This window comes from Rhizobium sp. IBUN, from assembly GCF_000510625.1.
Taxonomy (GTDB): Bacteria; Pseudomonadota; Alphaproteobacteria; order Rhizobiales; family Rhizobiaceae; genus Rhizobium; species Rhizobium altiplani.
Genome location: NZ_AZNV01000005.1, coordinates 119745 through 144757, shown reverse-complemented (window position 1 = coordinate 144757; position 25013 = coordinate 119745). Strand labels below are relative to the sequence as shown.

General features: G+C 60.0%; 19 protein-coding genes, 1 tRNA gene and 1 pseudogene. 9 read left to right on the top strand and 12 right to left on the bottom strand.

From position 1 onward, the window contains the following. Window positions 1–132: 132 nt before the first annotated feature. Window positions 133–1611 carry a trigger factor gene (gene tig, locus RHIBUN_RS0107455; RefSeq protein WP_025659066.1) on the top strand — a complete coding sequence of 493 codons (1479 nt, stop codon included), beginning with the start codon at window positions 133–135 and terminating at the stop codon, window positions 1609–1611. Window positions 1612–1946: 335 nt separating this feature from the next. Further along, complete coding sequence (locus RHIBUN_RS37205; protein ID WP_245271639.1) at window positions 1947–2189, top strand: hypothetical protein; 243 nt, start codon at window positions 1947–1949, stop codon at window positions 2187–2189. A gap of 35 nt (window positions 2190–2224) precedes the next feature. Here RHIBUN_RS37205 and RHIBUN_RS0107445 read toward each other — a convergent pair whose 3' ends face one another. The 6 genes and pseudogenes from RHIBUN_RS0107445 to RHIBUN_RS0107420 form a co-directional block, all read right to left on the bottom strand. Beyond that, on the bottom strand, window positions 2225–4015 hold the full coding sequence (locus RHIBUN_RS0107445) for a radical SAM protein (RefSeq protein ID WP_025659065.1): 1791 nt from the start codon (window positions 4013–4015) through the stop codon (window positions 2225–2227). Between the two features lie 189 nt (window positions 4016–4204). Further along, window positions 4205–5611, bottom strand: a complete 1407-nt coding sequence (sthA, locus tag RHIBUN_RS0107440) for a Si-specific NAD(P)(+) transhydrogenase (RefSeq protein ID WP_025659064.1) — start codon at window positions 5609–5611, stop codon at window positions 4205–4207. Window positions 5612–5698: 87 nt separating this feature from the next. Beyond that, complete coding sequence (locus tag RHIBUN_RS0107435) at window positions 5699–6319, bottom strand: dual specificity protein phosphatase family protein (protein WP_025659063.1); 621 nt, start codon at window positions 6317–6319, stop codon at window positions 5699–5701. Between the two features lie 64 nt (window positions 6320–6383). Next, window positions 6384–7200, bottom strand: a pseudogene (gene radC / locus RHIBUN_RS33165) (DNA repair protein RadC). Between the two features lie 7 nt (window positions 7201–7207). Then, on the bottom strand, window positions 7208–8044 hold the full coding sequence (gene map / locus RHIBUN_RS0107425) for a type I methionyl aminopeptidase (RefSeq protein WP_018859953.1): 837 nt from the start codon (window positions 8042–8044) through the stop codon (window positions 7208–7210). A gap of 568 nt (window positions 8045–8612) precedes the next feature. Beyond that, a complete protein-coding gene (locus tag RHIBUN_RS0107420) occupies window positions 8613–9938 on the bottom strand; it encodes a DUF2778 domain-containing protein (protein WP_025659062.1) in 1326 nt (441 codons plus the stop codon). A 316-nt stretch (window positions 9939–10254) separates the two neighbouring features. On the opposite strand from RHIBUN_RS0107420, the gene RHIBUN_RS0107415 reads away from it, so the two are divergent. Beyond that, a complete protein-coding gene (locus RHIBUN_RS0107415) occupies window positions 10255–11274 on the top strand; it encodes a methyltransferase (RefSeq protein ID WP_025659061.1) in 1020 nt (339 codons plus the stop codon). A 24-nt stretch (window positions 11275–11298) separates the two neighbouring features. Here RHIBUN_RS0107415 and phaC read toward each other — a convergent pair whose 3' ends face one another. After that, window positions 11299–13137, bottom strand: coding sequence for a class I poly(R)-hydroxyalkanoic acid synthase (phaC, locus tag RHIBUN_RS33160; protein WP_037215164.1), 1839 nt, complete (start codon window positions 13135–13137; stop codon window positions 11299–11301). A 154-nt stretch (window positions 13138–13291) separates the two neighbouring features. Between phaC and RHIBUN_RS0107405 the strand changes: the two genes are divergently transcribed. The 5 genes from RHIBUN_RS0107405 (at window position 13292) to RHIBUN_RS0107380 (ending at window position 19484) form a co-directional block, all read left to right on the top strand. Next, window positions 13292–13708, top strand: a complete 417-nt coding sequence (locus RHIBUN_RS0107405) for a hypothetical protein (protein WP_018859949.1) — start codon at window positions 13292–13294, stop codon at window positions 13706–13708. Window positions 13709–13933: 225 nt separating this feature from the next. Beyond that, window positions 13934–15151 carry an LL-diaminopimelate aminotransferase gene (locus tag RHIBUN_RS0107400; RefSeq protein WP_007532313.1) on the top strand — a complete coding sequence of 406 codons (1218 nt, stop codon included), beginning with the start codon at window positions 13934–13936 and terminating at the stop codon, window positions 15149–15151. Window positions 15152–15215: 64 nt separating this feature from the next. Further along, complete coding sequence (locus RHIBUN_RS0107395) at window positions 15216–16538, top strand: homoserine dehydrogenase (protein WP_025659060.1); 1323 nt, start codon at window positions 15216–15218, stop codon at window positions 16536–16538. Window positions 16539–16720: 182 nt separating this feature from the next. Beyond that, a complete protein-coding gene (gene recJ / locus RHIBUN_RS0107390; RefSeq protein ID WP_025659059.1) occupies window positions 16721–18523 on the top strand; it encodes a single-stranded-DNA-specific exonuclease RecJ in 1803 nt (600 codons plus the stop codon). A 289-nt stretch (window positions 18524–18812) separates the two neighbouring features. Then, window positions 18813–19484 (top strand): TetR/AcrR family transcriptional regulator, encoded by a 672-nt coding sequence (locus tag RHIBUN_RS0107380; protein WP_025659057.1) that lies wholly within the window; start codon window positions 18813–18815, stop codon window positions 19482–19484. A 178-nt stretch (window positions 19485–19662) separates the two neighbouring features. On the opposite strand, the gene RHIBUN_RS0107375 is transcribed toward RHIBUN_RS0107380, so the two are convergent. After that, a tRNA-Glu gene (locus RHIBUN_RS0107375) sits at window positions 19663–19737 on the bottom strand. Between the two features lie 230 nt (window positions 19738–19967). Beyond that, complete coding sequence (locus RHIBUN_RS0107370; RefSeq protein WP_018859944.1) at window positions 19968–21029, bottom strand: class I SAM-dependent methyltransferase; 1062 nt, start codon at window positions 21027–21029, stop codon at window positions 19968–19970. 230 nt (window positions 21030–21259) lie between these two features. Here RHIBUN_RS0107370 and RHIBUN_RS0107365 point away from each other — a divergent pair, with 230 nt between their 5' ends. Beyond that, window positions 21260–21694: a hypothetical protein gene (locus tag RHIBUN_RS0107365; protein ID WP_018859943.1), complete on the top strand. Its 435-nt coding sequence runs from the start codon at window positions 21260–21262 to the stop codon at window positions 21692–21694. Window positions 21695–21843: 149 nt separating this feature from the next. Here the strand turns inward: RHIBUN_RS0107365 and RHIBUN_RS0107355 are convergent, their stop codons facing one another. Genes RHIBUN_RS0107355 through RHIBUN_RS0107345 form a run of 3 tightly spaced genes read right to left on the bottom strand, consistent with a single transcriptional unit; the run spans window position 21844 to window position 24995 of the window. After that, window positions 21844–22617, bottom strand: coding sequence for an amino acid ABC transporter ATP-binding protein (locus RHIBUN_RS0107355; protein WP_018859941.1), 774 nt, complete (start codon window positions 22615–22617; stop codon window positions 21844–21846). Window positions 22618–22636: 19 nt separating this feature from the next. After that, window positions 22637–23791 (bottom strand): amino acid ABC transporter permease, encoded by a 1155-nt coding sequence (locus tag RHIBUN_RS0107350; protein WP_025659056.1) that lies wholly within the window; start codon window positions 23789–23791, stop codon window positions 22637–22639. A 1-nt stretch (window position 23792) separates the two neighbouring features. Next, window positions 23793–24995: an amino acid ABC transporter permease gene (locus RHIBUN_RS0107345; RefSeq protein WP_025659055.1), complete on the bottom strand. Its 1203-nt coding sequence runs from the start codon at window positions 24993–24995 to the stop codon at window positions 23793–23795. Window positions 24996–25013 lie beyond the last annotated feature (18 nt).

The window sequence follows — 25013 nt, the reverse complement described above, 5'->3', positions numbered from 1 at the left end:
GCAAGGCGCCGTTCCGCCAGGGGCGGAATGAATAAGAATTGAGAACAAGCCACGCTCGGCAACTTTCCGGCGTCGTGCTCATCGAAACGAACGGCGTCTGGGCACGGCCGCCACGAAATGAGGTAGGAAGACATGCAGGTTATCGAAACGCTCGCTGAAGGGCTGAAGCGCGAAATCAAGGTCGTAATCCCGGCCAAGGACATGGAAGTCAAGATGAATGAGCGTCTTGCCGACGTGAAGGACAAGGTCCGCATCAACGGCTTCCGTCCGGGCAAGGTTCCGGCCGCTCACCTCAAGAAGGTTTACGGCAAGTCCATTATGGCCGACCTCGTCAACGAGATCGTCCGCGAGCAGCCGACCGCCATCTTGGCCGAACGCGGCGAAAAGTCCGCGACGCAGCCGGAAATCGCGATGACGGAAGACAAGGACGAGGCCGAACAGATCCTCGCCGCTCAGAAGGACTTCGAGTTCACGCTGTCCTACGAAGTTCTGCCGCCGATCGAACTGAAGTCCAACAAGGGCATCAAGATCACGCGCGAAGTCGTCGACATCTCCGAAGAGGAAGTCAACGAACAGGTTCTGAAGGTCGCTGAAAGCGCCCGTTCGTACGAAACCAAGAAGGGCAAGGCCGCCAACGGCGACCGCATCACGATGGACTACGTCGGCAAGGTCGACGGCGTTGCCTTCGAGGGCGGCACCGACCAGGGCGCCGAACTCGTTCTCGGCTCCGGCCGGTTCATCCCGGGCTTTGAAGACCAGCTGGTCGGCACCAAGGCTGGTGACGAGAAGACCATCACCGTTACCTTCCCGGCTGACTACCCGGCCAAGAACCTCGCTGGCCAGGAAGCCACCTTCGACGTGTCGGTCAAGGACGTTGCTGCTCCGGCCGACGTTGAAATCAACGACGAGTTGGCCAAGAAGCTCGGCCTTGAATCGGCTGACCGTCTGAAGGAAATCGTCCGCGGCCAGATCGAGTCGCAGTACGGCTCGATGACCCGCCAGAAGGTCAAGCGTCAGATCCTCGACCAGCTCGACGAAATGTACAAGTTCGAGACCCCGGCCTCGCTCGTCGACGCCGAGTACAACGGCATCTGGAACCAGGTCGCCAACGATCTCGCTCAGTCCGGCAAGACCTTCGAAGACGAAGACACGACGGAAGAGAAGGCACGGGAAGAGTACAAAAAGCTCGCTGAGCGTCGCGTTCGCCTCGGCCTCGTTCTCTCTGAAATCGGCGAAAAGGCCGGCGTCGAAGTAAGCGAAGACGAAATGCAGCGCGCTATCTACGAGCAGCTGCGCCAGTATCCGGGCCAGGAAAAGCAGATCCTTGACTTTTTCCGCAGCCAGCCGGGTGCAGCAGCCTCGATCCGCGCTCCGATCTTCGAAGAAAAGGTCATCGACCATCTGCTGACCGAAATCGACGTCACGGACAAGAAGGTAACCAAGGAAGAACTGCTCGCCGACGAAGAAGGCGAAGCGTCCGAGAAGGAAGCCAAGAAGGCCGCTCCTAAGAAGAAGGCTGCTGCAAAGGCAGAAGCTGCTGAAGGCGAAGAAGCTGCTCCGAAGAAGAAAGCCGCTCCGAAGAAGAAGGCTTCCGAGGAAGGCGCCGAGTAATCTTCGGCCAGTTGAAATTTACGAAAGCCCCGCCTTGTGCGGGGCTTTTTCTTTCCAGGTCGCGTGCCTGCTTTTAGGCTGTCGTCCGTCCAGGTCGCACGGTATGGTTGCATTTTGAAATGATATGATGCAATCTAAGCGTTGTTGGCAGGGGAAGGATTGACGATGGCTTCCGGCGCAGACCTGACAAGGCGGATTTTCGAGGCGCGGCATCGGGGGGACCTTGATGCGCTTATGTCATTCCTTGGGACAATTGCGTTTTCCGGGCAGCCGGCAGCCAGTATCTGGCGTCGCTCACCAACCCCGTTGTCGGCAGCGCTGCACTCCGCGCGACGATGCGGCAGTTCATTGACACATGGGACATGACGGCGCTGGAACTCGACATCCGTGTCGACGGAAATGTTGCACCGGTTCATCGCGTCGGCCAGATGCGTCATAGTACGACCAAGTTCGATACCGAAATCATGGACAAGATGACCTTCGAGAACGGCAAGCTGGTTGAGTGCGTGGAATTTCTCGACACACTTCAAGCTGCGTCACTACTCAATATAGCGGCGATCTCTACGGCACAAATTTAACCGGCCCGTTCTTGCGTTGGCGGCGGCGGTCGACCTCAGACTGCCGGTCGGGCCTTGTGGGCGTGGGTCAATTCCGCAACCTTGTGAATGTGGGACACAGCAGCCCGCCCGCCCGCTGTCTTCGTGAAGAGTTCAAGCGTCTCATCCTCATGGTCACCGACCGGTGTCAGTGCCTGGTCCATATAGGCTTTGGACGCTTTGTCTCGTGCGATGAAGAAGGCGCTGATTGCAAGCTTGGCAATGGTCGCACCTAGCGACAGGTGTTTGGTGACCGTCTCCCAGACGAAACGCGGCCAGAAGGTTACAGCGCTTTCGCGCGGCATATCGGGCCGCCGTTCGGAGGGATGCTTGAGACGTAGAAGGCCGCTCTGCAATGGATGCACGTTCTCCAACGGTACAGTTGTGGCGAACGACACAAGGACCTTCACGAGGCTGGCGAGCGGCACGCCCGTGGCAACGGCCCGGCGCAGCAGCGTCTTCATGTGCTCCGGCGAATAGTAGAGCGACCAGGCCTCCTGGTAGATGCCCTCCCATTCCTGCTTGCTCATCTTCGGATGCGCGGTGCAGACGTGCTCCACGTCGTAAATATTGAGATCGGCGTCCATCTCGACGCCTTTCTTCCACAAGGTCTGGTGGTCTTCCGAGCCCGGCAGTGGTGTCAGCACGAAGAATTCAATGACATCAAGAGGCAGTTCGTGCTGGATGATCGCGATGTCGCGGCGGATCGTCTCCGGCGTGTCCGCGGGGAAGCCGAGAATGTAACCGGCGAGAGTCATGATGCCCTGTGCCTTCCAGGCAAGCAGCATCTTCCGGTATTCGGTGATCTTGTTCTGGTTCTTCTTGGCCGCCGTGAGGTTGTCCGGGTTTACGTTCTCAAGCCCGATGAAGACGCGGGTGACGCCGGCACGCTTTGACTTTTCGATGAAGTTCGGGATCTTGTGGCAGAGGGTGTCCACCTGGATCATCAATCCGAGCGGAATGCCGTCCTTCTCCCTGAGTTCGATCAGGCGGTCGAAGATTGCTTCCCAATCCCTGTTGCGTGCGAAATTGTCGTCGGTGATGAAGAACTTATGGATGCCTTGCGCCCAGTTCATTCGCACCAGCTTTTCGACATCGTCGGCCGAGCGGAAACGCGACTTGCGGCCCTGCACGTTGATGATGGTGCAGAAGGAGCACTGATAGGGGCAGCCACGGCCGGCGTCAAAACTCGTGCTGAGGCCGAGCGTCTGCGCGACATTGGTTTTCGGCAGAAATGGGACGGCGGCACCTTCGATGCTGGGCAGGTCGTTCATGAAATTGTAGAGCGGCTCAAGCTTGCCGGCGGCGGCGTCCTGTAGAACGCGGTCCAACCGGCCTTCTGCCTCTCCAGCAAACATCGAGATGCCCATCTCGCGACAGGCGTCGAGGCCGACCGCCTTGCCGTCGAGCATGGCCAGGCATCCCGACACGTGAAAACCGCCCATCGAAACCGGAATTCCGGCAGCGCGGAAGGGCCGGGCAATGTCGAGCGCCCGCGGATATTGGTTCGACTGCACACCAACCAGGGCGATCATCCCGAAATTGTCGTGCTGTTCAAGCCGCTTGAGAAGTGCGGGAATGTTGACCCGGGTGTTGGTCTCGTCGATGACCGTAATCTCGATCCCGACATCGGGCCCCAATACCTTGCGTTCGGCGCAGTCGACAGCGATTCCATAGATCGCAGCCAAGGAATTCGACGGGATCATCGCCCGCCACCACCGGATTACATAGCCGTCATCGTCATAGTGCGACGGCTTGATGAGGATGAGCTGAAAGGTCCGTTCGGCAGTCTTTGGAAGATCTTGCACGGTCACTCGCTGGTAAGAGGAATCCCCGAAAATGGACGCTACCAGACACGGTGGATTATACAAGCAAAGCTTTTACCGATGCTATTCGACACAAATAAGTCAGTTGAAATGGATTTTGGACGGCGCGTAGGTATCTGTTTTCGTTCAAGAAATTATCAAATTCCAATCGGTTGCCTTTAGTCGGAGGGATTAAAGCTCCGACTTGATGTCGCCCATGCGGTTCCACGCGTCGAGGCCTGCGATCTTGTAGGCTTCTGCGAGGGTCGGGTAGTTGAAGGTGTTTTCGACGAAGTACTCGACGGTGCCCTTGAGGTTCAAGACTGCCTGGCCGATGTGAACCAACTCGGTCGCTCCTTCGCCGACGATGTGCACGCCAAGCAGCCGGCGCGTCTTCAGAGAGAAGATGAGTTTCAGAAGCCCAGTATCGAGGCCCATGATGTGGCCACGCGAAGTCTCGCGGAAACGCGCGATGCCGCATTCATAGGGGATACCGCGCTCCTTCATCTCTTCCTCGGTCAGGCCGCAGGTGGAGATCTCAGGCACGGCATAGATGCCGTAGGGAAAGTACTTTGGCGGCTCCTTCGCGACCGCGCCGATAGCAACGCGCGCAGCAATGCGGCCCTGCTCCATCGAGGTGGATGCCAGGCTCGGAAAGCCGACGACATCGCCCGCGGCATAGATGTTTGGTACGGACGTCTGGAAGGTCTCCGGATTGACCTTGAGGCGACCGCGGCTATCAGCTTCGAGCCCGGCCGCGTCCAGGTTGAGCGTGTCGGTCGCGCCCATGCGCCCGGCGGCGAACAGGACCATGTCTGTCACCAGGCGGCGACCATTGCCGAGCTTCAGTTCAACCTTGCCATTGTCGAGACGCGTCACCTTGTCGGCCTTGGTGCCGAGCAAGATCTTCATGTTGCGATCGCGCAGTTGGTAGGTGAAGTCCTCGACGATTTCCCGGTCGATGAAATCGAGCATCGTCGCCTTCGGATCGATCACGGTCACCGCGGTATCCAATGCGCTGAAGATCGTCGCGTATTCGATGCCGATGACGCCCGCGCCGATCACGACCATCGAGCGCGGCAGCTCGTCGATGTCGAGCAGTTCGTCACTGTCGAGCACCGTCTTGTTATCGAATGGGATGTCGTCCGGACGGAACGGTTTCGTGCCGACCGCAAGCAGGATGCTCGCTCCCGTGACCTTGACCACTTCCCCATCATCCTTGACGACCTCGAGTGTCGACGGGTCGAGAAAGCTTGCCTTGCCCCTGATGTGCTGCACCCGGTTTCGGGCGAACTGGTGTTCCAGCACTTCGACTTCGTGATCAAGTGTGATCAGCAGGCGGCGCCGAAGGTCATCCGCGCTGATCTCTTCCTTCACGCGATAGGATCGGCCATAGAAGCCGCGCTCACGCCATCCGGACAGATTGAGCGCCGTTTCGCGCAGCGTCTTGGAGGGGATGGTGCCGGTGTGCACCGAAACACCGCCGACGCGCTTGCCTTGCTCGATGACCAGGACCTTCTTGCCAAGCTTGGCTGCCTGGATTGCGCCGCGGCGGCCTGCCGGGCCGCTGCCCACAACAACGAGATCGTACTGGAACATTAGGCTGGCCCCGATTGGAAAGCTGGAATCATTTTGCGACGCAATATGTCGCGCGTCCACCGGGGCAGGTCAATGTTGCAAAATGCTCTAGGAGGAGAGGTCTGGATTTATTGAAGCCAAGTAGGGTTCCAGCTTCTCGAAGCTGCGGTCCATGGCGAATGCGCGAGCGAAAGGCAACCCGATATGCCCGTAGAAGATGGACATCTGTTTCTCCGCAACCCCCTGGCTCGTCTTGTCGACGCCGGCCAGATAGAGTGCGGAAGCGAGACCGGTTCGATCCGCGCCTGAGTTGCAATGGATCAACAGCGGTTTCGGCGCGTCCTTCATGACTTGGATCAATTTCATCGCTCGCTCTGGCGAAAGCTCCTTGTAGGCCGACATCGGGAAATCGATATGCTCGATGCCAAGTGTCTTTGCCTGCTCGACTTCGGCGCTCCGTACCGGGTTATTGCCTCGCAAGTTTATGATCGTCTTGATCCCATAACGCTTCGAGAAACCCGCAAGGGCTTCAGGCGATGGCTGCGATGAACGATAGACTTCGCCATCGATGACCGCGTGGAAGTTGTCCGTAACTGTCAGGTAGAGGGCGTAGCTGCCACCGGCGAGAAAAGACCCGGCGAGCAAGCACAACGCTGCTATCGCGGTGCGAGGAAATCGGCGAAAGGCGGTTGGCGTCATAAAGGTACCGGAGCAGTTTGATTGCAGCATTGTCCCTTTGCCACCTAAACCTGACGGATACCTGAAGCACTTTAGCTCCTATAGGTTTAGACTCCTATATCAGACGCAACCCTTTCAGGCTAGCGTGACCGTCCTTGCCGATGATGATGTGGTCGTGGACCGTGATGTCGAGGGGCTTTGCGGTGTCGACAATCATCTTGGTCATGTCGATATCGGCCCGCGACGGCGTGGGATTGCCGGAGGGATGATTGTGGACGAGGATCAGGGCTGTGGCCGAAAGCTCCAGCGCCCGCCGCACAACCTCGCGCGGATAGACCGGCGTATGATCGACCGTGCCCCGCCCTTGAACCTCGTCGGCGATCAATGCGCTTGTCGAGAAAGAGAATGCGGAATTGCTCGCGTGTCTCGTGAGCCATCGCGGCGTGGCAGTATTGAATCACCAACGACCAGGACGACAGCACCTGCTAGCCTCGAAGCTCGCTCTTCAGGGTCCGCTGTGCGACCGTCGAGACCAGTTTCAAATCGAGCGCCACGGCTTCGCCGATGCCCTTTACCTCCTGCAGCAGAGGCAGCGGTGCACCGAAGACGGCAGCGAGCGAGCGGAAGCGCTCGTGCAGCGCCTTGGCGATCGGCTTGGTGTCGCGCCGGGGGATCAGCCTGTACGGCAGCAGTTCGAGCAACTCGTAATCGGCGAGGGCTGTATCGCCATGCTGACGGAAGCGGTCGCGCAGGCGCTCGCGGTGCCCGTGGTAGTGCTCTTCCTTGCCAAGCAAGGCGGAGAGGCTGGCCTGCTTCGCCAAGGATGCCGGCTTGGCGGCCTGTTCCGCGAAAAAGGAGCGTTCGTCGCTTGCATCGCTGGTGGCGAAGGGCAGTTCGGCGTCGTTGGAATGCGAAACAGGACCCTTCGTCATCAAGCGCTCATCGGTTCAAGGGCGGGAGGCCGGGTCGGTCGAGGCCGCCTGGCGAAAGCGTGAAAATCTCGCAGCCGTCGGCAGTAACCCCGACCGTGTGTTCGTATTGCGCCGAAAGCGAGCGATCGCGCGTTACCGCAGTCCAGCCGTCCGCAAGAACCTTCACATGCGGCCGACCGAGATTGATCATCGGCTCGATCGTGAAGATCATGCCTTCCCGCAGTTCGGGCCCTTCGTTCGCGCGACCATAGTGCAGGATATTTGGGGAGTCGTGGAACAGCGCGCCGACGCCATGACCACAGAAGTCGCGCACGACGGAACAGCGCTCGGCTTCGGCATAGGTCTGAATGGCTTCCCCGATCGCGCCGGTGCGGGCGCCGGGCCGAACGGCCGATATGCCACGCAGGAGGGATTCATAGGTCACTTCAAGCAGCCGCTCAGCAGCGCGCTTGATGGTTCCGACCGGGTACATCCGGCTTGAATCGCCGTGCCAGCCTTCGACCACGTAGGTGACGTCGATGTTGACGATATCGCCTTCGCGCAGCGGTTTTGCATCCGGAATGCCATGGCAGACGACATGGTTGATCGATGTGCAGGTAGACTTTGTGTATCCGCGATAGTTGAGCGTCGCCGGAATCGCGCCGTTGTCCATGCCAAATTCGAACACGAAACGGTCGATTGCATCGGTCGCAACGCCGGGCCGCACGAACGCCGCCAGCTCATCGAGGCAACGCGCCGTCACTTGGCACGCCTTCCGCATTCCTTCGAATGCTTCGGGACCGTAGAGCCTAATTGCGCCGGTATTCTTCGATGGCGCGGAAGAGGCTTCGATATAATTCACCATTGCAGGCCCTTAGGATTGTCATTCTGGTACATAATGCAGCTATGCCGGGTTCGTCCATCGCGATCAATGGGGCGAATGCTATTTCTGCCGTGTGCGTCGTGTATCGGTGCCAAGTGGCTTTTCTGCGAGCGGCACGCGTCTTCGCCCTCACGGGATCCTCACGTCCCGCGGCTTGAGCATGCATGCATTGGACGGGGCGCTGGAAATTGCCTCGTTGAGATAAAATCATATGGCTCTTCCCAGAGACCCGTTCGGCGGTTTATGTCCGCAACTCCGGTCCCTCTGCGGCCTTGCCCGAGGAAGCTTCGCTTCCCCTGGGGACCATGTGTGCCACACAGGCACGTCCGAGGCTCAACTCAACGCCGCATTCGCGCGGACGCCGCCGTCCCCGGAGGGAGACCATTTTCTGCAGACCCCTGATGCGGAAGCTCACGTCCTTCTTCCGCACCCGGCGCCGGTTCCGCCTCGCCGCAACGCCTTGTGGCGTATCCGCGACGGGACAAGGGGATGATTGCATGGGGGCGAGGTGCGGTGAAAATCGAGCGCGGTGTTATCTTTTGACTATTGATTAGGAGCGCGACGAGAACAACGAAGCGAAGGTGGACGTCGGCTTGTTCGGCATGCTCGTGACCACCACCAGCTGGCGTATCTGGCCGCGCTTGAAGGCAGCGAGGAAGCGCTTGTAGTCCTTGAAGGACACGCAACCGTTCGAGTCGCCGCGGGCGCCGAGCATGTAGGTGTGCGCAAGCAAGCCGACGCGGTTGTAGACGTAGCCTGCACCGCCGACAGGGTTCAGTCGGATCGCCTCGACGCCGTGGAAAAGGCTTTCGCGCATCGTCAGATTGTAAGTATGCGGTGGGGTCGGGCCGCGGTTCTTGGCATGCACAAAACGCGGATTGTCACGCATCTTGCCGAGGCCGGAATGGGCTTCCAGGCGTTCGCCGTTCGGAAGGTAGACGACGTTGGCCGAAATGTCGTAGACCGCGACGCCATTGCGGGCGATCGCGGGGGACAGCCCCTTCTTCACCGTCGGCATTTGATCGTCGTCATCATCGGAAGCGCCGGCATCCGGGCGCGCATAGGCAAGTACGGGTTCAGCCGGAGCACTGCGATCGTTGGGGGTAGCCCGCTTGATCAGGCCATCGGGCCGAGCCATGGGCAAGGGGATCTCGGTGTCGGTGCCGCTCAAAACGAGATCGAACGGCTGGGTTGCCCCCGGTGCAGGCTGCTCAGTCGGCGCAAGAGCCGCAATCTCGACCGGGCCGGGCTTGGTGGCGGCGGGCGGTACCTGTCCCTTGATTTCGGCCGCAGGGCTTGCTGCGAGCGCCAGCAAGGCAGGTCCTTCGGCGGCTGCGACCTCCTGCTTCGACGGGATGATGATACGGTCAGTCGAGGCAACGGTCGCTGATGCCACCTCTACGGTGTCGTCCTTGGCCGGGCGCGCCGGCTGAGCGGGTGCCGGTGACGCGACAGCCGTCGCCAGCTCTCTGTTCGGAGAGGCTTCGGAGAGCGCAAGAGGTTCGGACTGCCCGACAAATGCCGCCGCAAGCGCCGCCGACGGAGCGGCTACGTGAACACCCCTTGCAAGGGCCAGTTCGGCATCGGTGCTCATGCGCAAGCGCGAGAATTTCTTGACGTGAACGAGGCGTTGCACAGGCTCGGTCTTCGCGACGCTTGCGGGGGCAAGCGCGATGTCGGCGAAGCGACCGGCGCTCGGAAGCGGGGCCGGTGCAACCATATGCATAGTCGCAAGTGTAGCGACGACCCACGCTGAAGCGGCAAACCCCGCACCGATGAGAGCTGCACCTGAAAGAAAGCGGAAAGAGTAACCGAAACGAGAAATGGACGTACCTATAGGCCTGCTATTGCTAAACACATCGACCGCAAACGCCATGAGACCCGTCTTTCACAACTCGTTACTGGGGCCGGCGGTACGAACCGATGGATATTCCTTCGCCGGGGCCGGTATAGAAGCATCAGGGCTAAATTGCGGCTCGCTAATATGTCCGGTTGATTGGCAGGATGCCGAATTATGGTAACCAATTCCTTTACGCGCTCGCTCGAGCCGTTCAAAATTGAGGGCAGGCTTTGGGCATGTCCTTGGGGCGCCGGCTTTTTGCCTGCTCCTCCTTTGTCAGGACGTGCCGAGGAATGCGGATTCTGCTATGAATACCTCCCGTCGCGTGGCTCCACGTTGGGAGGGAAAGCCGATGTCTTCGACACAAGTGGTTCATGAAGAAATCTCGCCAGCCTTGCTTGTTGATGCGATGTTTGCATTTCGGAAAACGGCGGCGATGAAGGCAGCGATCGAATTCGATCTTTTCACAAAATTTGGCGGGCAAGCGCGCACGGCGGCGATGCTCGCGTCGGACATTGATTGCGCCGAGCGTGGGGTGCGCATTCTTTGCGACTTCCTGGTAGTTTCGGGTCTTCTGACGAAGAGCGGTGAGAGTTATGCGCCGACGCCGTCGAGCAAGGCCTTTCTGGACAGGCGTTCCCCGGCCTATATAGGTGCGGCGATCGATTTCATGGGGTCGCCGCAAATGATGTCCTTGTTCCTCGAAAATCCTGCCGCCTACGTCCGCAACGGAGGCTCCGTCGGCTTGGCCAACGTGGAGCCGGACAACCCTATTTGGGTCAAGTTTGCGAGGGGCATGTTTGGGCTTAACACAGCGAGCGCGAAAGCTGTGGCATCTGACGTTGCGACATGGTCAAAGCTGCCAAGCAAGGTGCTGGACGTTGCCGCCGGTCCTGGTGCCTTCGGTATAGAAATCGCCAAGGTGGCGCCATCTGCCAGCGTGGTTGCTATCGATTGGAAGCCGGTTCTTGCGGTGACCGAGGAAAATGCAACGAATGCAGGAGTAGCGGGGCGCTTCAGCTTCCGGCCCGGCAGTGCCTTCGAGGTTGATTGGGGCAGTGGCTATGATCTCATCCTGCTGCCGAATTTCCTTCATCACTTTGACGCCGAAGGCTGCGTCATGCTCCTGAAAAAGGCGCGAGCAAGTCTGGCAGCAGGAGGCCGCGTTGCGATCGTCGAGTTCGTTCCGAACGAGGATCGGGTGTCGCCCGAGTTCCCGGCTGCTTTCGCCATGGTCATGCTGGCCACGACACCGAAGGGAGACGCCTACACGGAGCGGGAACTGGCCGATATGGCCAAGTCGGCTGGTTTTCAGGAGTTCGTTTCCCGACCGCTGCCCCCGTCACCTGCCAGTCTGATCTTCCTGGAGTGATGAAGCCGAGCAGGGGCGTCGCTCTTAGGCTCGCTCCATCACGTAGCTTCCCGGCGCCTCCTCGATGGCGTTGAGCGCGGTGCCTCCCGGTTTCCGGGCGGGCACGCGCTTTTTGTCCTTCGCCTCGATCCAGGCTTGCCAGTGTGGCCACCACGAGCCGGCGTTCTCAGCCGCTTTGGTAAGCCACGTCTCATAGTCGCCGGTTACGCCGCCGCCGGTCCAGTATTGGTATTTCTTCTTGTCCGGGGGATTGACGACGCCCGCTATGTGGCCGGAACCTGCCAGCACGAAATCGACCTTGCCGCCGAAGAACTGGCTGCCGAGAAACACCGATTTTGCAGGCGCGATATGATCTTCGCGGGTCGCGAGATTGTAGATCGGGATCTTGACGTCCTTCAGCGACAGCTTCTGACCGTCCAGGATCATCTCGTTCGCCGTCAGCGCGTTCCTGAGGTAGCAATTACGCAGATAGAAGGCGTGGTTTGCCGCCGCCATGCGGGTGGAATCGGCATTCCAGAACAGAAGGTCGAAGGGCATCGGTTCCTGGCCCTTCAGATAGTTGTTGACGAAATAGGGCCAGATCAGTTCGGAAGCCCGCAGCATATTGAAGGCGGTCGCCATCTTTGAGCCGTCGAGGTAGCCGATCTCCTCCATGTGGGCTTCAAGCCGGCCCAATTGCTCCTCGTCGACGAAGACCTTGAGGTCGCCGGCGTGGGTGAAATCGACCTGTGTCGTGAAGAGGGTAGCGGTCTTGATCCGCTTGTTCTTTTCCTTGGCGTGCAACGCTAGCGTTGCCGCAAGCAGCGTGCCTCCGACGCAGTAGCCGACGGCGTTCGCTTCCTTCTCACCCGTCGCCCTCTCGATGGTGTCGAGGGCAAAGTCGATGCCTTCGCGCGCATAGGCGGCCCAATCCTTTTGCGCATGCCGCGCGTCCGGATTGACCCAGGAGATCACGAAAACGGTCTGGCCCTGGTCGACGCACCATTTGATGAATGATTTCTGTGGGTTGAGGTCCAGGATATAGAATTTGTTGATCCACGGCGGGCAGATGAGGAGAGGGCGCTTCAGCACCGTCTCTGTCGTCGGCTCGTACTGGATGATCTGGCAGATCTCATTCTGTGCGATCACCTTGCCCGCGGTCAGCGCCATGTCGCGACCGACGGCGAATTTGGTCATGTCGGTCTGGCGAAGCCTCAGGTCGCCTTGGCCCGCCACGATATCCTCGGTAAGCATCTTCATCCCGCGCACCAGGTTCTCGCCGCTGGTCGCGATCGTTTCACGGTAAAGCTGCGGATTGGTGGCAACGAAGTTGGTCGGCGAGAGGGCGGCCGTGATCTGCTTCACATAGAAACCGGCCTTGTGCTTCGTGTGCTCGTCGAGCCCGTCGGTTTCGGCGACCATCTTCTCCGCCCAATCGGCGGTGATGAGGTAAACCTGCTTCAGGAACTCGAAGAACGGGTTCTTCTGCCAGTCTTCATCGGCAAAGCGCTTGTCGTTGCGCTCCGGTTCCGCCGCCGGCGTTTCGCCCTGCATGCGTTGCATCGAGCGCATCCAGATACCGAAGTAGCTGCTCATCAACTGGGTCTGCGCTTCGAAGGTGCGGCGCGGATCTGAGATCCAGTATTCGGTGACCTTGGAGAGCGTCTTGACCATGTCGGTCACCGGCTCTGCTGCATTTTCTGCGATCTCGCCACGTTCGCGTGGCGCAAGCCAGGCCGTGGCCGCCTTGCCGAGATTCTCCAGTGCACGGGCAAAGTTGACCGCCATCGCCTCGGGATCTTTCATCAGGTACGGATCCAGGTCCTTCGCATCGAATCCCCGGCTCTTTGCCTTGTCGCCGTCTTGCTGCTTGCTGTCGGTCACCTGTCTCCTCCGGCGGCGGCATGTTCCTGCAAATTGATTTGTACATCTGGAAAGATCTATAAAACAAGTTCCGCTGACGCACGCTCGTGCTATTGCTTTGTGGCGGCGACGAATCTAACAGTCGAAGCACCTCAGGATTTGGGACCTCTGGCAAATGACGAGAATTGGCATCCGCACCATCGCAAACATGACCCGTATCGCGCTCATCGGCGCCGCCGCGGCCATGGCGCTTGCCGGATGCATGCAGACGCCCGAGGAAAAGGCCGCCTTCGCGGCAAGGCAAGCGGCCCCGACGCCCGTTGTCATGAGCGCGACAAAGGGTGAAGAGCCGACCGAGAGCGGCCTGTCTCATTACAAGGACGGCTATCCGGGATTCGGGGCACCGCTCACGGCCGCAAACGTTCAGATGAGCGACGACGAGGCTGGCGGGGTTCAGAAGCAATTGACGGCGCTTGCCGCCCAGCGCAAGGCCGGCACGATCTCGGAAGCCGAGTACCAGCGTCGCGTCGCGGAATTTCGAAAGCTAGCGGCCGAGCACGGCGCCGAGACGCTCTCAGAAATCGCCAATTAGGCCTTGCCTTCGCTGCAATTTGGAAGCAAAGCCTTCCATCTGTGGCGGAAGATGAATTTTTCCCGATAATGCACGGCCTGCGCGGCTTTCCGTCAAAGAAATGCCGTGCGACGCAAGTCTGATGAATACGGCGTTGGTGATTCTGAAGTTCGTATCGCGAACAGCCGGGAATTTAGGACGAACTTCGAGCGCGGCCGCGGTGGCCGCATTTCCGTGGGGAAAGAAATGGAAGAGTTTCACAAAGTCCGGCGTTTGCCGCCTTACGTTTTCGAACAGGTCAACCGTTTGAAAGCAAGCGCGCGAGCGGGCGGGGCCGATATCATCGATCTCGGCATGGGAAACCCTGACCTTCCGACCCCGAAGGCGATCGTCGACAAGCTCTGCGAAGTCGTCCAGGACCCGCGCACGCATCGTTATTCGTCCTCCAAGGGCATTCCGGGCCTTCGCCGGGCGCAGGCTGCCTATTATGCGCGCCGCTTTGGCGTGAAGCTCAATCCTGACACGCAGGTCGTCGCGACGCTGGGCTCCAAGGAAGGCTTCGCCAACATGGCGCAGGCAATCACCGCGCCGGGCGACGTCATCCTCTGCCCGAACCCGACCTATCCGATTCACGCCTTCGGCTTCCTGATGGCCGGTGGCGTCATCCGCTCGATGTCGGTCGAGCCGGACGAGAGCTTCTTCCCGCCGCTGGAACGCGCCGTTCGCCATTCGATTCCGAAGCCGCTGGCGCTGATCCTCAACTATCCGTCCAACCCGACGGCTTTTGTGGCGACGCTGGACTTCTACAAGGACGTCATCGCGTTCGCGAAGAAGCACGATATCATCGTCTTATCCGACCTTGCCTATTCGGAAATCTACTTCGAGGGCGAGCCGCCTCCGTCGGTTCTCGAGGTTCCGGGTGCGATGGATGTGACGGTCGAGTTCACGTCGATGTCGAAGACCTTCTCGATGCCCGGCTGGCGCATGGGCTTTGCCGTCGGCAACGAGCGTCTGATCGCCGCGCTCACACGCGTCAAATCCTACCTCGACTACGGCGCGTTCACGCCGATCCAGGTAGCGGCAACGCACGCGCTGAACGGCGACGGCTCTGATATCGCGGAAGTCCGCAACGTCTACAAGCGCCGCCGCGACGTCATGGTCGATACTTTCGGCAAGGCCGGCTTTGAAGTGCCGCCGCCGGCAGCGACGATGTTTGCCTGGGCCAAGATCCCGGAAAAGTTCCGTCACCTCGGTTCGCTGGAATTCTCCAAGCTGCTCGTCGAGAAAGCCGACGTGGCTGTCGCGCCAGGCATCGGTTTCGGCGAAATGGGCGACGACTACGTGCGCCTGGCGCTCGTCGAGAACGAGCACCGCATTCGTCAGGCAGCCCGCAACATCAAGAAGTTCATGTCGACGGCAGACGAGACGATGCACAACGTCATCTCGCTCAACGCACATCGCTGATATAATCCCTCAACGGCAGCCGCTTCCGGCGGCTGCCCTTCATGACACATTTCAGGATCGATCCATGGCAGATGCCCTCAAAATCGGCATTGCGGGCTTAGGTACCGTTGGTGCTTCGCTTGTCCGTATCATTCAGCAGCGCAGCAACGAGCTGGCCGCAACGTGCGGACGCCCGATCCTGATTACGGGTGTTTCCGCCCGCGACAAGACCAAGGACCGCGGCATCGACGTCGGCGGCATCGAGTGGTTCGACCGGCCGGAAGATCTGGCGGGGAAGGGCGACATCGACGTTTTCGTCGAACTCATGGGCGGCGTCGGTGGATCGGCAAACAGCTCCGTACGCGCTGCTCTACAGCGCGGTCTCCACGTGGTGACAGCAAACAAGGCGCTGCTTGCCTACCACGGCGTCGAACTGGCGACGATCGCGGAGGAGAAGGGCGCGTTGCTGAACTTCGAAGCAGCGGTTGCCGGCGGCATTCCCGTCATCAAGGCGCTGCGCGAATCGCTGACGGGCAATACGATCTCCCGCATCTACGGGATCATGAACGGCACCTGCAATTACATCCTGACGAAGATGGAAAAGGAAGGCCTGTCCTTCGCCGACTGCCTGAAGGAGGCACAGCGCCTCGGCTATGCAGAAGCCGATCCCGCCTTCGACATCGAAGGCAACGACACTGCCCACAAGCTCTCGATTCTCACGACGCTCGCCTTCGGAAACCAGATCGCGGCCGACGATATCTATCTCGAAGGCATCATCAACATCTCGATCGAGGACATCCACGCTGCCGCCGATCTCGGCTACCGCATCAAGCTGCTCGGCGTTGCACAGCGGACCGATACCGGCATCGAACAGCGCGTCCATCCGACGATGGTGCCCGTCGATTCCGTGATTGCACAGGTCGACGGCGTGACCAATGCCGTGGCGATCGAGTCCGATGTTCTCGGTGAGTTGCTGATGGTCGGGCCCGGCGCTGGCGGCAATGCGACGGCTTCGTCTGTTCTCGGTGACATCGCGGACATTGCAAAAAGCCGACCTGGCGCCCAGCGCGTGCCCGTTCTCGGCCATCCCGCCAAATCGCTCGAGCCCTACCGCAAGGCGCAGATGCGAAGCCACGAAGGCGGATATTTCATTCGCCTGACTGTGCTCGACCGCACGGGCGTGTTTGCAAGCGTCGCGACCCACATGGCGGAAAACCATATCTCGCTGGAGTCGATCGTCCAGCGCTCGAAGCAGCACCTTGCGCCGTCGCATCACCAGACGATCATCATGGTGACTCACGCGACAACAGAGGACTGCGTTCGCAAGGCGGTCGCCGCAATCAAGGGCGAGGGCTATCATGTGGGTGAACCGCAGGTGATCCGCATCGAGCGGCCGAAGGAAGACTGAGCCTCACCCGCTCCCAGAAGATCGATGTTGCCGAAGGTGCCGCGGTAGATCAGCCGCGCGCATCCACAGCTAACGTCGAGTGTCTCGTCCAAAACCGTTGTGCGGCCGGGCCAAGCCGCATAAAGCTGCCGATATCACTCCCGGTCCCGGGGTGGTGACAAGCGACGAGGGCAGCAGGCGATATGGAGATTCCGGCCGATCCGGTACAACGTGCGTTTCTGGGCGTGGAGAGGTCCGTACTGGACAACCGCTGGATATCGCGACTGGATCAGGCCGGCCAGAACCGGGCGCTTGCGATGTCTCAGGTGCACGGGCTGCCTGAACTTATCGCGCGCGTCCTCGCCGGACGCGGTGTCACCGTCGACGAGGCGCTGGAGTTTCTTGATCCGACGCTCCGCAACCTGATGCCGGACCCCTACACGCTGACGGATTGTGAGAAGGCGGCCAAGCGGCTCGCCGAGGCCATCCGCAACCAGGAGCAGGTCGCGATTTTCGGCGACTACGACGTCGACGGCGCGTCCTCGTCGGCGCTTATGTTCCGCTTTCTCGAGCACTTCGGCGTCAAAGCTGAGATCTATATTCCGGATCGCATTTTCGAGGGCTATGGGCCTAACGCTGCGGCAATCGGCAGTTTGATCGACAATGGCGCACGGCTGATCGTCACCGTCGATTGTGGGTCGACCAGCCATGATGCCCTCACCGAGGCAGCGAGGCGCAATATCGATGTGGTGGTGATCGATCACCACCAGGTGACACACGATCTGCCGCCGTGCCACGCGCTGGTCAATCCGAACCGGGAGGACGATCTCTCCGGGCAGGGACATCTCTGCGCGGCGGGCGTCGTGTTCCTCGTGCTCGTCGCGACGCTAAGGCTGTTGCGGGAAGCAGGAAACCCGCGCGTACGGTCGATCGACCTGCTGCAATGGCTCGATATCGTCGCGCTTGCGACCGTCTGTGATGTCGTGCCGCTGAAGGGCCTGAACCGTGCCTACGTCGTCAAGGGGCTGATCGCCGCTCGCCACCAGGGCAATGCCGGCCTGTCCGCTCTCTTTCGCAAGGCGGGTCTTGCTGGACCGGTGACGCCCTATCACTTCGGCTTCCTGATTGGGCCGCGCATCAATGCCGGTGGTCGCATCGGCGACGCGGCACTCGGGAGCCGCCTGCTCACCCTGGACGACACGAGCGCGGCCGAGGCCATCGCCATGCAGCTGGATGAGCTCAACCGCGACAGGCAGGCGATGGAAGCGGCGATGCTGCTGGAAGCGGAAGCCGAGGCACTGGCGGAATATGGGGACGGCGAGGGCGCCTCGGTCATCGTCACTGCGCACGAAAAGTGGCACCCCGGGATCGTCGGCCTGATTGCCGCCCGTCTCAGGGAGCGCTTCAAGCGCCCGGCCTTTGCCATTGCTTTCGATCCATCCGGCAAAGGCACCGGCTCGGGTCGCTCCATCAACGGCTTCGACATGGGCAAGATGGTGCGCGCGGCTGTGGACGATGGCCTGCTGGTCAAGGGCGGCGGCCACGCGATGGCTGCCGGTCTCACCGTTGAGCGCGACAAGCTCGGCCGCTTGCGCAGCTTCTTTGCCGAGCGAGCCGAAAAGACGGTTGCCGCACTCGTCGCCAACGAGAAGCTGAAGATCGACGGCGCGATTGCCGCCAGCGGCGCGACGCTCGATCTGATCGACCGCCTCGAGACGGCCGGGCCTTACGGCTCGGGGCATTCACAGCCGCTCTTTGCTGTTCCCGCCCATCGGCTTCGCGATTCTCGTTTGGTTGGCGAGAAGCACGTGAAGGTGACGCTCGAAGCCATGGACGGCGCCCGCCTTGATGGGATCGCCTTCCGGGCCGCCGATACGCAGCTCGGCAACCTGCTGCTGAATTCGAGGGGCGCCAACCTCCATGTTGCAGGCTCGCTTGGCGCGGACCACTACCAGGGTGTACGACGCATCCAGCTACGCGTCCAGGACGCCGCTCCGGCGCGGTGAGTGCACATGACTATCCAGGGAAGGCTCGCCAGTGGCGGCAATTGCGGCTGCCTCGAACTGTTCCCGAAGACTGTCAACCGGGTCCTTGCCATTGGCAAAGTCCGCTTGGATGGCGACGGATTTTGCGCCAAGCGCTGCGGCACCGCCGATGCCACTCGAACTGCCAGTCACGAGGGCTACTTTGGTGCCAATTTTCCAGACATAAGTCTCTCCGCTGCAATTTTTATAGCGACCGATATATTGTGAGGGAAATCCGCCTGTCAATATTTTTATAGGGATCGATATAAAAATGAATGAACCAGTCCGGAAACGTGGCAGGCCAAGAGCGCTCGATCGCGACGTCGGGTTGGGTGTCGCGTCGCGGCTCTTCTGGGAGCATGGTTACGAAGGAACCTCGATCGCCGACCTGACCCAAGCGATGGGGATCACTCCGCCTTCGCTGTACGCCGCGTTTGGTTCAAAGGAAGAACTCTATCGGCAGGCCCTCGACTACAATATCGAGCATGAAACCAAACGCCGCACCGAGGCGCTGCAAGGGCCGATGTCAGCCTATGACGCACTTGCATTCTACCTGTATGACGTCGCCGAGGGTGTCTCCAATCCCGATAAGCCGCGTGGCTGCATGGTCTCAACCGCTGTCCTCCAGCATGCCGAGGAGAACGAGGCTGTCGCCCGAGAAGTGGCAGTACGACGGGACGCTTCGATCCGATTCATGAAGGCGCGCTTCGATCGCGCAGTCGGCGAAGGCGAGCTTCCGACGGAATCCGACACGGATAGTCTTGCCCGCTTCTATTCGGCTGTCGTTCAAGGCATGTCCGCGCAGGCCTGTGATGGAGCATGTACCGTCACACTGAAGCGCTTGGCCGATGTGGCGCTGCGGGCTTGGCCTGGAAAGCATACGGATCGCAAGGCTGAGCGAGAGGTTCGGAACGGACCATGGGCTGCTCCATTCTGCTGCTAGGTAGATGGCGGGGAGGGCTCGAACCATGATGTCCGAGCCCCAAGCTATAGCAGGTGGCTGATTCCCAGACATTCGCTTTGCCAAAAGCAGTTTATAATCCGCTTGCCCCCGAAACTCGGAATAATTATCGAATTTCCGCAAGCGGGTATCTAAACAACTGATTTTTAAGGGAAAACGATGGCACGCCCTAGGGGAGTCGAACCCCTCTTCCCAGAATGAAAATCTGGTGTCCTAACCGATAGACGAAGGGCGCTTCCTTCGTGGTGGCGCCCTTATAGTCAGGCACTTTGAATCCCGCAAGCGGCAAAACCAGAAAAAATCACAATCGCGCGATTTTTTCTCTCCCTTGAACCTCCTGCGCCTAGGAAAATCTGTCTATCCTTTTGATATTTCTCCGTTATCTCTATATTCACAAGCTCTTCTCAGCATGTGGAAAGTTTCAGGTGACGCGGCGGGCCATGGCCAAGCGCGCCGCACCTCGCCTCACGCGCGCACCTCGAAGACCATGTTGAAGGGTGTTTCCGTGGCGCGGCGGAAATGCTTGAAGCCGGCATCGAGGGCGACCTTACGCAGCTTGGTTTCCCCGGCCTGCGCGCCGAGTCCGAGGCCGACCTCCTGAGAGAGCGACGCCGGCGTGCAGATCATCGTCGACGCGCCGTAGTAGACGCGGCCGACCGGATTGAGATTGTCCTTCAGGCAGTCGTGGGCGAAGGGCTCGACGACCATCCAGGTTCCATCGGCCGAGAGCGATTCCTTGACATGCTTGCCGGCACCGACCGGATCCCCCATGTCGTGGAGGCAGTCGAACATGGCGATGAGATCGTAGTTCCCCTCCGGAAAGCCGGCGGCGGGCGCCTGTTGGAATGTGACGCGATCTGAGACGCCGGCCTCCTTGGCGGCAGCCTTCGCCCGCTCGATCGACGGGGCGTGATAGTCGAAGCCAAAGAACGTCGAGGCAGGATAGGCCTTAGCCATCAGGATCGTCGAAGCGCCGTGGCCGCAGCCGACATCAGCGACCTTGGCGCCGGCTTTGAGGCGGGCGTCGACGCCCTGGAGCGCCGGAATCCACTCAGCAACCAGATTGTTGTTGTAGCCGGTCCGGAAGAAACGCTCCGTGCCGCGGAACAGGCAGGCGCTGTGTTCGTGCCATCCCACACCCTTGCCGGTCCGGAAGGCGTCAGCCACCTTCGGTTCGTCCGTCCACATGGCCTGCACGACCTGAAAGGCGCCAGCAAAGAAGGCTGGGCTGTCCTCCTCGGCAAAGACCATGGCCTGCTCTGGCGTCAGATGAAAGCGATCGCTCTTCTCGTCATAGCTGACGTAGTCGGCAGCTGCGAGGGCGGACAGCCACTCCCTGATATAACGTTCCTTGATACCTGTTTTTTTCGACAGTTCGGAAGAGTTGCGCGGCTTGCCGTCGGCCATGGCCTTGAACAGGCCGAGGTCATCGCCCAGCACCACCAGCGCTCCGGAGACGGCCGCGCCAACATCGCCGATTAACCTGCCGACGAGTGCATCTACTTTCTGCATGTCAGGTTCGCGCATGTCTTCCTCCCTCGGAAGTGCAGGAAAAGCCAGCCCGGCCGGCACTATACCACCGTCGGCGTTTTGCCGCTAAGCAAACGCCTGCTGCATCGCGGGGATGTTATCCCGTCAGCGGAGCTCGACGGTTGCCCGGAACAAATCTAACGTACTGGTTGCGCCAATTGTCGCGTTGACAAGAAAATTGGCCAGCCTGATAGTTTGATTGCCCCTGGAGGCCTGGAGGAAAGATCATGATCAAGCAGTTGACTATTCTTGCATCCGTTTCCCTGCTCGGGGCGTTGGCGTTTGCTACGCCGTCCTCGGCGCTGACCATGAAGGAATGCAGCGCGAAGTATAAATCGGCCCAGGCTGACGGCTCTGCGAAGAACATGAAGTGGAACGATTTCCGCAAGGCGCAGTGCGGTCCGGATGCGACGGCCGAACCCGATGTCACCCTCAACAGTGGCGAAGAACCGGACAAGCCGACGATGACGGCGCCCAAGGGCGTGTCGTTCCCGACAGCAATTTCACCGAAATACGCCAAGGAAACGCCCGGAAAGGGCCGGATGCATACCTGCGTCGACGCCTACCATCAGAACAAGGATGCGAACACGCTCAATGGCCTGAAGTGGATCCAGAAGGGCGGCGGCTTCTACAGCCTCTGCAATGCCAAGCTGAAGACCTGATCGCTCTCAGGCTCGCCTCGGAAGGCCCCGTCATCGGGGCCTTTTGTTTGTGATGTTATGGCGCCGCGTGTGAACCGCCAGAAGTGCCCCGAAACGAAAAGGCCGCCGGAAAAATCCGACGGCCTTGAATTTGTTGTTCGCCAATCGACCTAGTGCAGGATCTGGCTGAGGAACAGCTTGGTGCGTTCGTGCTGCGGATTGTCGAAGAACTCGGCCGGCGAATTCTGCTCGACGATCTGCCCCTGGTCCATGAAGATGACGCGGTTGGCGACCTGACGCGCGAAGCCCATTTCGTGCGTCACGCACAGCATCGTCATGCCTTCTTCCGCAAGCCCGACCATGGTCTCCAGAACTTCCTTGATCATTTCTGGGTCGAGCGCTGAGGTCGGTTCATCGAAGAGCATGATCTTCGGGTTCATGCAGAGCGAGCGGGCGATTGCCACACGCTGCTGCTGACCGCCCGAGAGCTGGCCCGGATACTTGTTGGCCTGTTCCGGGATCTTGACGCGCTTCAGGAAGTGCATGGCGACTTCTTCCGCCTGCTTCTTCGGCATCTTGCGCACCCAGATCGGCGCCAACGTGCAGTTTTCCAGGATCGTCAGGTGCGGGAAGAGGTTGAAGTGCTGGAAGACCATGCCGACTTCGCGGCGCACTTCGTCGATCTTCTTGAGGTCGTTGGTGAGTTCGACGCCATCGACGATGATCTGGCCCTTCTGGTGTTCTTCCAGACGGTTGATGCAGCGGATCATCGTCGACTTGCCGGAGCCCGAAGGGCCGGCGATGACGATGCGTTCGCCACGCATCACTTTCAGATTGATGTCGCGCAGAACGTGAAAATCACCGTACCACTTGTTCATGCCGATGATGTCGACGGCAACGTCGGTTGCCGAAACGGTCATCTTCTTTGGTTGAGCCTCAGCCATGTGTTCGTTCCCTTATCTTTTATCGTTTGTGGCCGGTATCGAGATAGCGTTCCATGAAGCCTGAATAGCGCGACATGCCGAAGCAGAACAGCCAAAAGACGAAGCCAGCGAAAATCAGGCCTGTCAAGGGTGTCACCGCGCTCGCCCAGTTGGCGTCCGTGAAGTTGAAACGGACGATACCGAGCAGGTCGAACATGCCGATGATCGACACCAGCGATGTGTCCTTGAACATGCCGATGAATGTATTGACGATGCCCGGGATGACCAGCTTGATCGCCTGCGGCAGGATGATCAGCCGCATTTTCTGCCAGTAGCCGAGCCCGAGCGAGTCGGCCCCTTCGGACTGGCCCTTCGGGATCGCCTGCAGGCCGCCACGGATAACCTCGGCCATGTAGGCGGAGGCGAAGATCGCCACACCGATCAAGGCGCGGAGCAGCTTGTCGATCGTAAAGCCTGTGGGCAGGAACAGCGGAAGCAATACGCTCGCCATGAACAGCACGGTGATCAGCGGTATGCCGCGAATGATCTCGATGAAGCCGACGCAGACCATCTTGATGACAGGCATCTTCGAGCGGCGTCCGAGTGCCAGGATGATGCCGAATGGCAGCGACACGGCGATGCCGACGAAGGAGAGCACCAACGTCACCATCAGGCCGCCCCAGAGCGGCGTATCCACGATTTCGAGCCCGAGGCCGCCATAAAGCAGCCAGAAGGCAAGAAGCGGCAAGACGCCAAACAGCAGAATGGCGTTGGTGCGCTTGAATGGTGCCTTGGGGATCAGCATAGGCACGAGCAGCAGCACGAACAGGATCCCGACGATTGTCGGACGCCAGCGTTCGTCGAGCGGATATCGACCGAAGACGAACTGGTCGAACTTCGCATTGACGAACGCCCAGCAGGCGCCGCTCCAGCCGTCGGGTTGCGTGCCGCCCTGAACGGTGGTTGCACAGAAGGTGCGATCCGTTCCGCTCCAGACGGCCTGGATGAATAGCCAGTTGATGACGTGCGGCAATGCCCATGCGAGCAAGGCAACGGCCAGAGCCGTCAGGACGACGTCTTTCGGCGTAGCCAGCAGGTTCTTGCGGATCCAGGCCAGAGGCCCGCTTTCGCTACGCGGCGCGGGTTCGGCATCGATGAAATTCGTTCGGACGAACGCTTGGTTGGATGTCGACATCTTATCTCTCCACCAAGGCCATCTTGGCGTTGAACCAGTTCATGAACAGCGATGTGAGGATGCTGATGGCGAGATAGACGACCGCCCAGATGAACACGACTTCAATGGCCTGTCCGGTCTGGTTCAGGATCGTACCGCCGACGGCGACGAGATCCGAAAAGCCAATGGCGATCGCGAGCGACGAGTTCTTCGTCAGATTCAGGTACTGGCTGGTGAGTGGCGGAATGATGATGCGCAAAGCCTGCGGAACCACCACGAGGCGCGTGATACTTGATGGATGCAGGCCCAGTGCGCCGGCGGCCTCGGACTGGCCCTTCGGCACACCGCGAATGCCGGCGCGGACGATTTCGGCAATAAATGCCGCCGTATAGAAGGACAGTGCCAGGAACAACGACATGAATTCCGGGCCGATGACGGAGCCGCCGGTGAGATTGAACTTGCCGGCAACTGGCACATCGAACGAAAGCGGCAGGCCGGACAGCAGGAACACCAGAACGGGCAGGCCGACAATCAGCCCGATGGAAGCCCAGATCGTGTGGAATTGCTTACCGGTTGCGGCCTGACGTTTATGCGCCCAGCGCGCGATTATTGCGGCTGCCACGATCCCAACCAGAAATGCCACGCCAACCGCCCACATGCCTTCACCGAAGATCGGCTTCGGGAAGGCGAGCCCGCGATTGTTGAGAAACATGTTGAGCGGCAGGTGCAGCGACTCTCGCGCGCCTGGCAGAACAGCGAGAACGCCCTGATACCAGAAGAAGATGACGAGCAGCGGCGGGATGTTGCGAAATACCTCGACATACACCGTGCAGAGCTTGGCGATCAGCCAATTGTGCGACAGGCGCCCGATGCCGACAACGAAGCCAATGATCGTGGCCGTAATGATGCCGGTGACCGCGACGAGGATTGTATTCAAAAATCCGACCACAAGGGCTCGGCGATACGTCGCATCGCTCGAATATTCGATCAGCGACTGGCCGATGTCGAAGCCGGCGCGCCCGCTCAGAAACCCGAAGCCGGAGGCCGTGCCGGCGCGGGCGAGGTTTTGAGCCGTGTTATGGGCAATCCACCACACGAAGCCGACGATGAGCGCGACGGTCAGAACTTGGAAGAAAATGCCCCGAATCCTCGGGTCGTAAGCCACCGACCGGAAACTCCAGCCAGTGCTTTGCACATGTGACGTGTGCATAGCCTCTTGCGTCATGCCGAGTCTTATCCCCTA

Bases quoted from the DNA above. Each gene is read 5' to 3' on its own strand.
- RHIBUN_RS0107380 (WP_025659057.1), top strand. From the start codon at position 18,813: ATGAATGAACCAGTCCGGAAACGTGGCAGGCCAAGAGCGCTCGATCGC.
- tig (WP_025659066.1), top strand. From the start codon at position 133: ATGCAGGTTATCGAAACGCTCGCTGAAGGGCTGAAGCGCGAAATCAAG.
- RHIBUN_RS0107420 (WP_025659062.1), bottom strand. From the start codon at position 9,938: ATGGCGTTTGCGGTCGATGTGTTTAGCAATAGCAGGCCTATAGGTACG.
- RHIBUN_RS0107405 (WP_018859949.1), top strand. From the start codon at position 13,292: ATGACGAGAATTGGCATCCGCACCATCGCAAACATGACCCGTATCGCG.
- sthA (WP_025659064.1), bottom strand. From the start codon at position 5,611: ATGTTCCAGTACGATCTCGTTGTTGTGGGCAGCGGCCCGGCAGGCCGC.
- RHIBUN_RS0107370 (WP_018859944.1), bottom strand. From the start codon at position 21,029: ATGCGCGAACCTGACATGCAGAAAGTAGATGCACTCGTCGGCAGGTTA.
- map (WP_018859953.1), bottom strand. From the start codon at position 8,044: ATGGTGAATTATATCGAAGCCTCTTCCGCGCCATCGAAGAATACCGGC.
- RHIBUN_RS0107415 (WP_025659061.1), top strand. From the start codon at position 10,255: ATGTCTTCGACACAAGTGGTTCATGAAGAAATCTCGCCAGCCTTGCTT.
- recJ (WP_025659059.1), top strand. From the start codon at position 16,721: ATGGAGATTCCGGCCGATCCGGTACAACGTGCGTTTCTGGGCGTGGAG.
- RHIBUN_RS0107355 (WP_018859941.1), bottom strand. From the start codon at position 22,617: ATGGCTGAGGCTCAACCAAAGAAGATGACCGTTTCGGCAACCGACGTT.
- RHIBUN_RS0107365 (WP_018859943.1), top strand. From the start codon at position 21,260: ATGATCAAGCAGTTGACTATTCTTGCATCCGTTTCCCTGCTCGGGGCG.
- RHIBUN_RS0107350 (WP_025659056.1), bottom strand. From the start codon at position 23,791: ATGTCGACATCCAACCAAGCGTTCGTCCGAACGAATTTCATCGATGCC.
- RHIBUN_RS0107400 (WP_007532313.1), top strand. From the start codon at position 13,934: ATGGAAGAGTTTCACAAAGTCCGGCGTTTGCCGCCTTACGTTTTCGAA.
- RHIBUN_RS0107435 (WP_025659063.1), bottom strand. From the start codon at position 6,319: ATGCTGCAATCAAACTGCTCCGGTACCTTTATGACGCCAACCGCCTTT.
- RHIBUN_RS37205 (WP_245271639.1), top strand. From the start codon at position 1,947: ATGCGGCAGTTCATTGACACATGGGACATGACGGCGCTGGAACTCGAC.
- RHIBUN_RS0107345 (WP_025659055.1), bottom strand. From the start codon at position 24,995: ATGACGCAAGAGGCTATGCACACGTCACATGTGCAAAGCACTGGCTGG.
- RHIBUN_RS0107395 (WP_025659060.1), top strand. From the start codon at position 15,216: ATGGCAGATGCCCTCAAAATCGGCATTGCGGGCTTAGGTACCGTTGGT.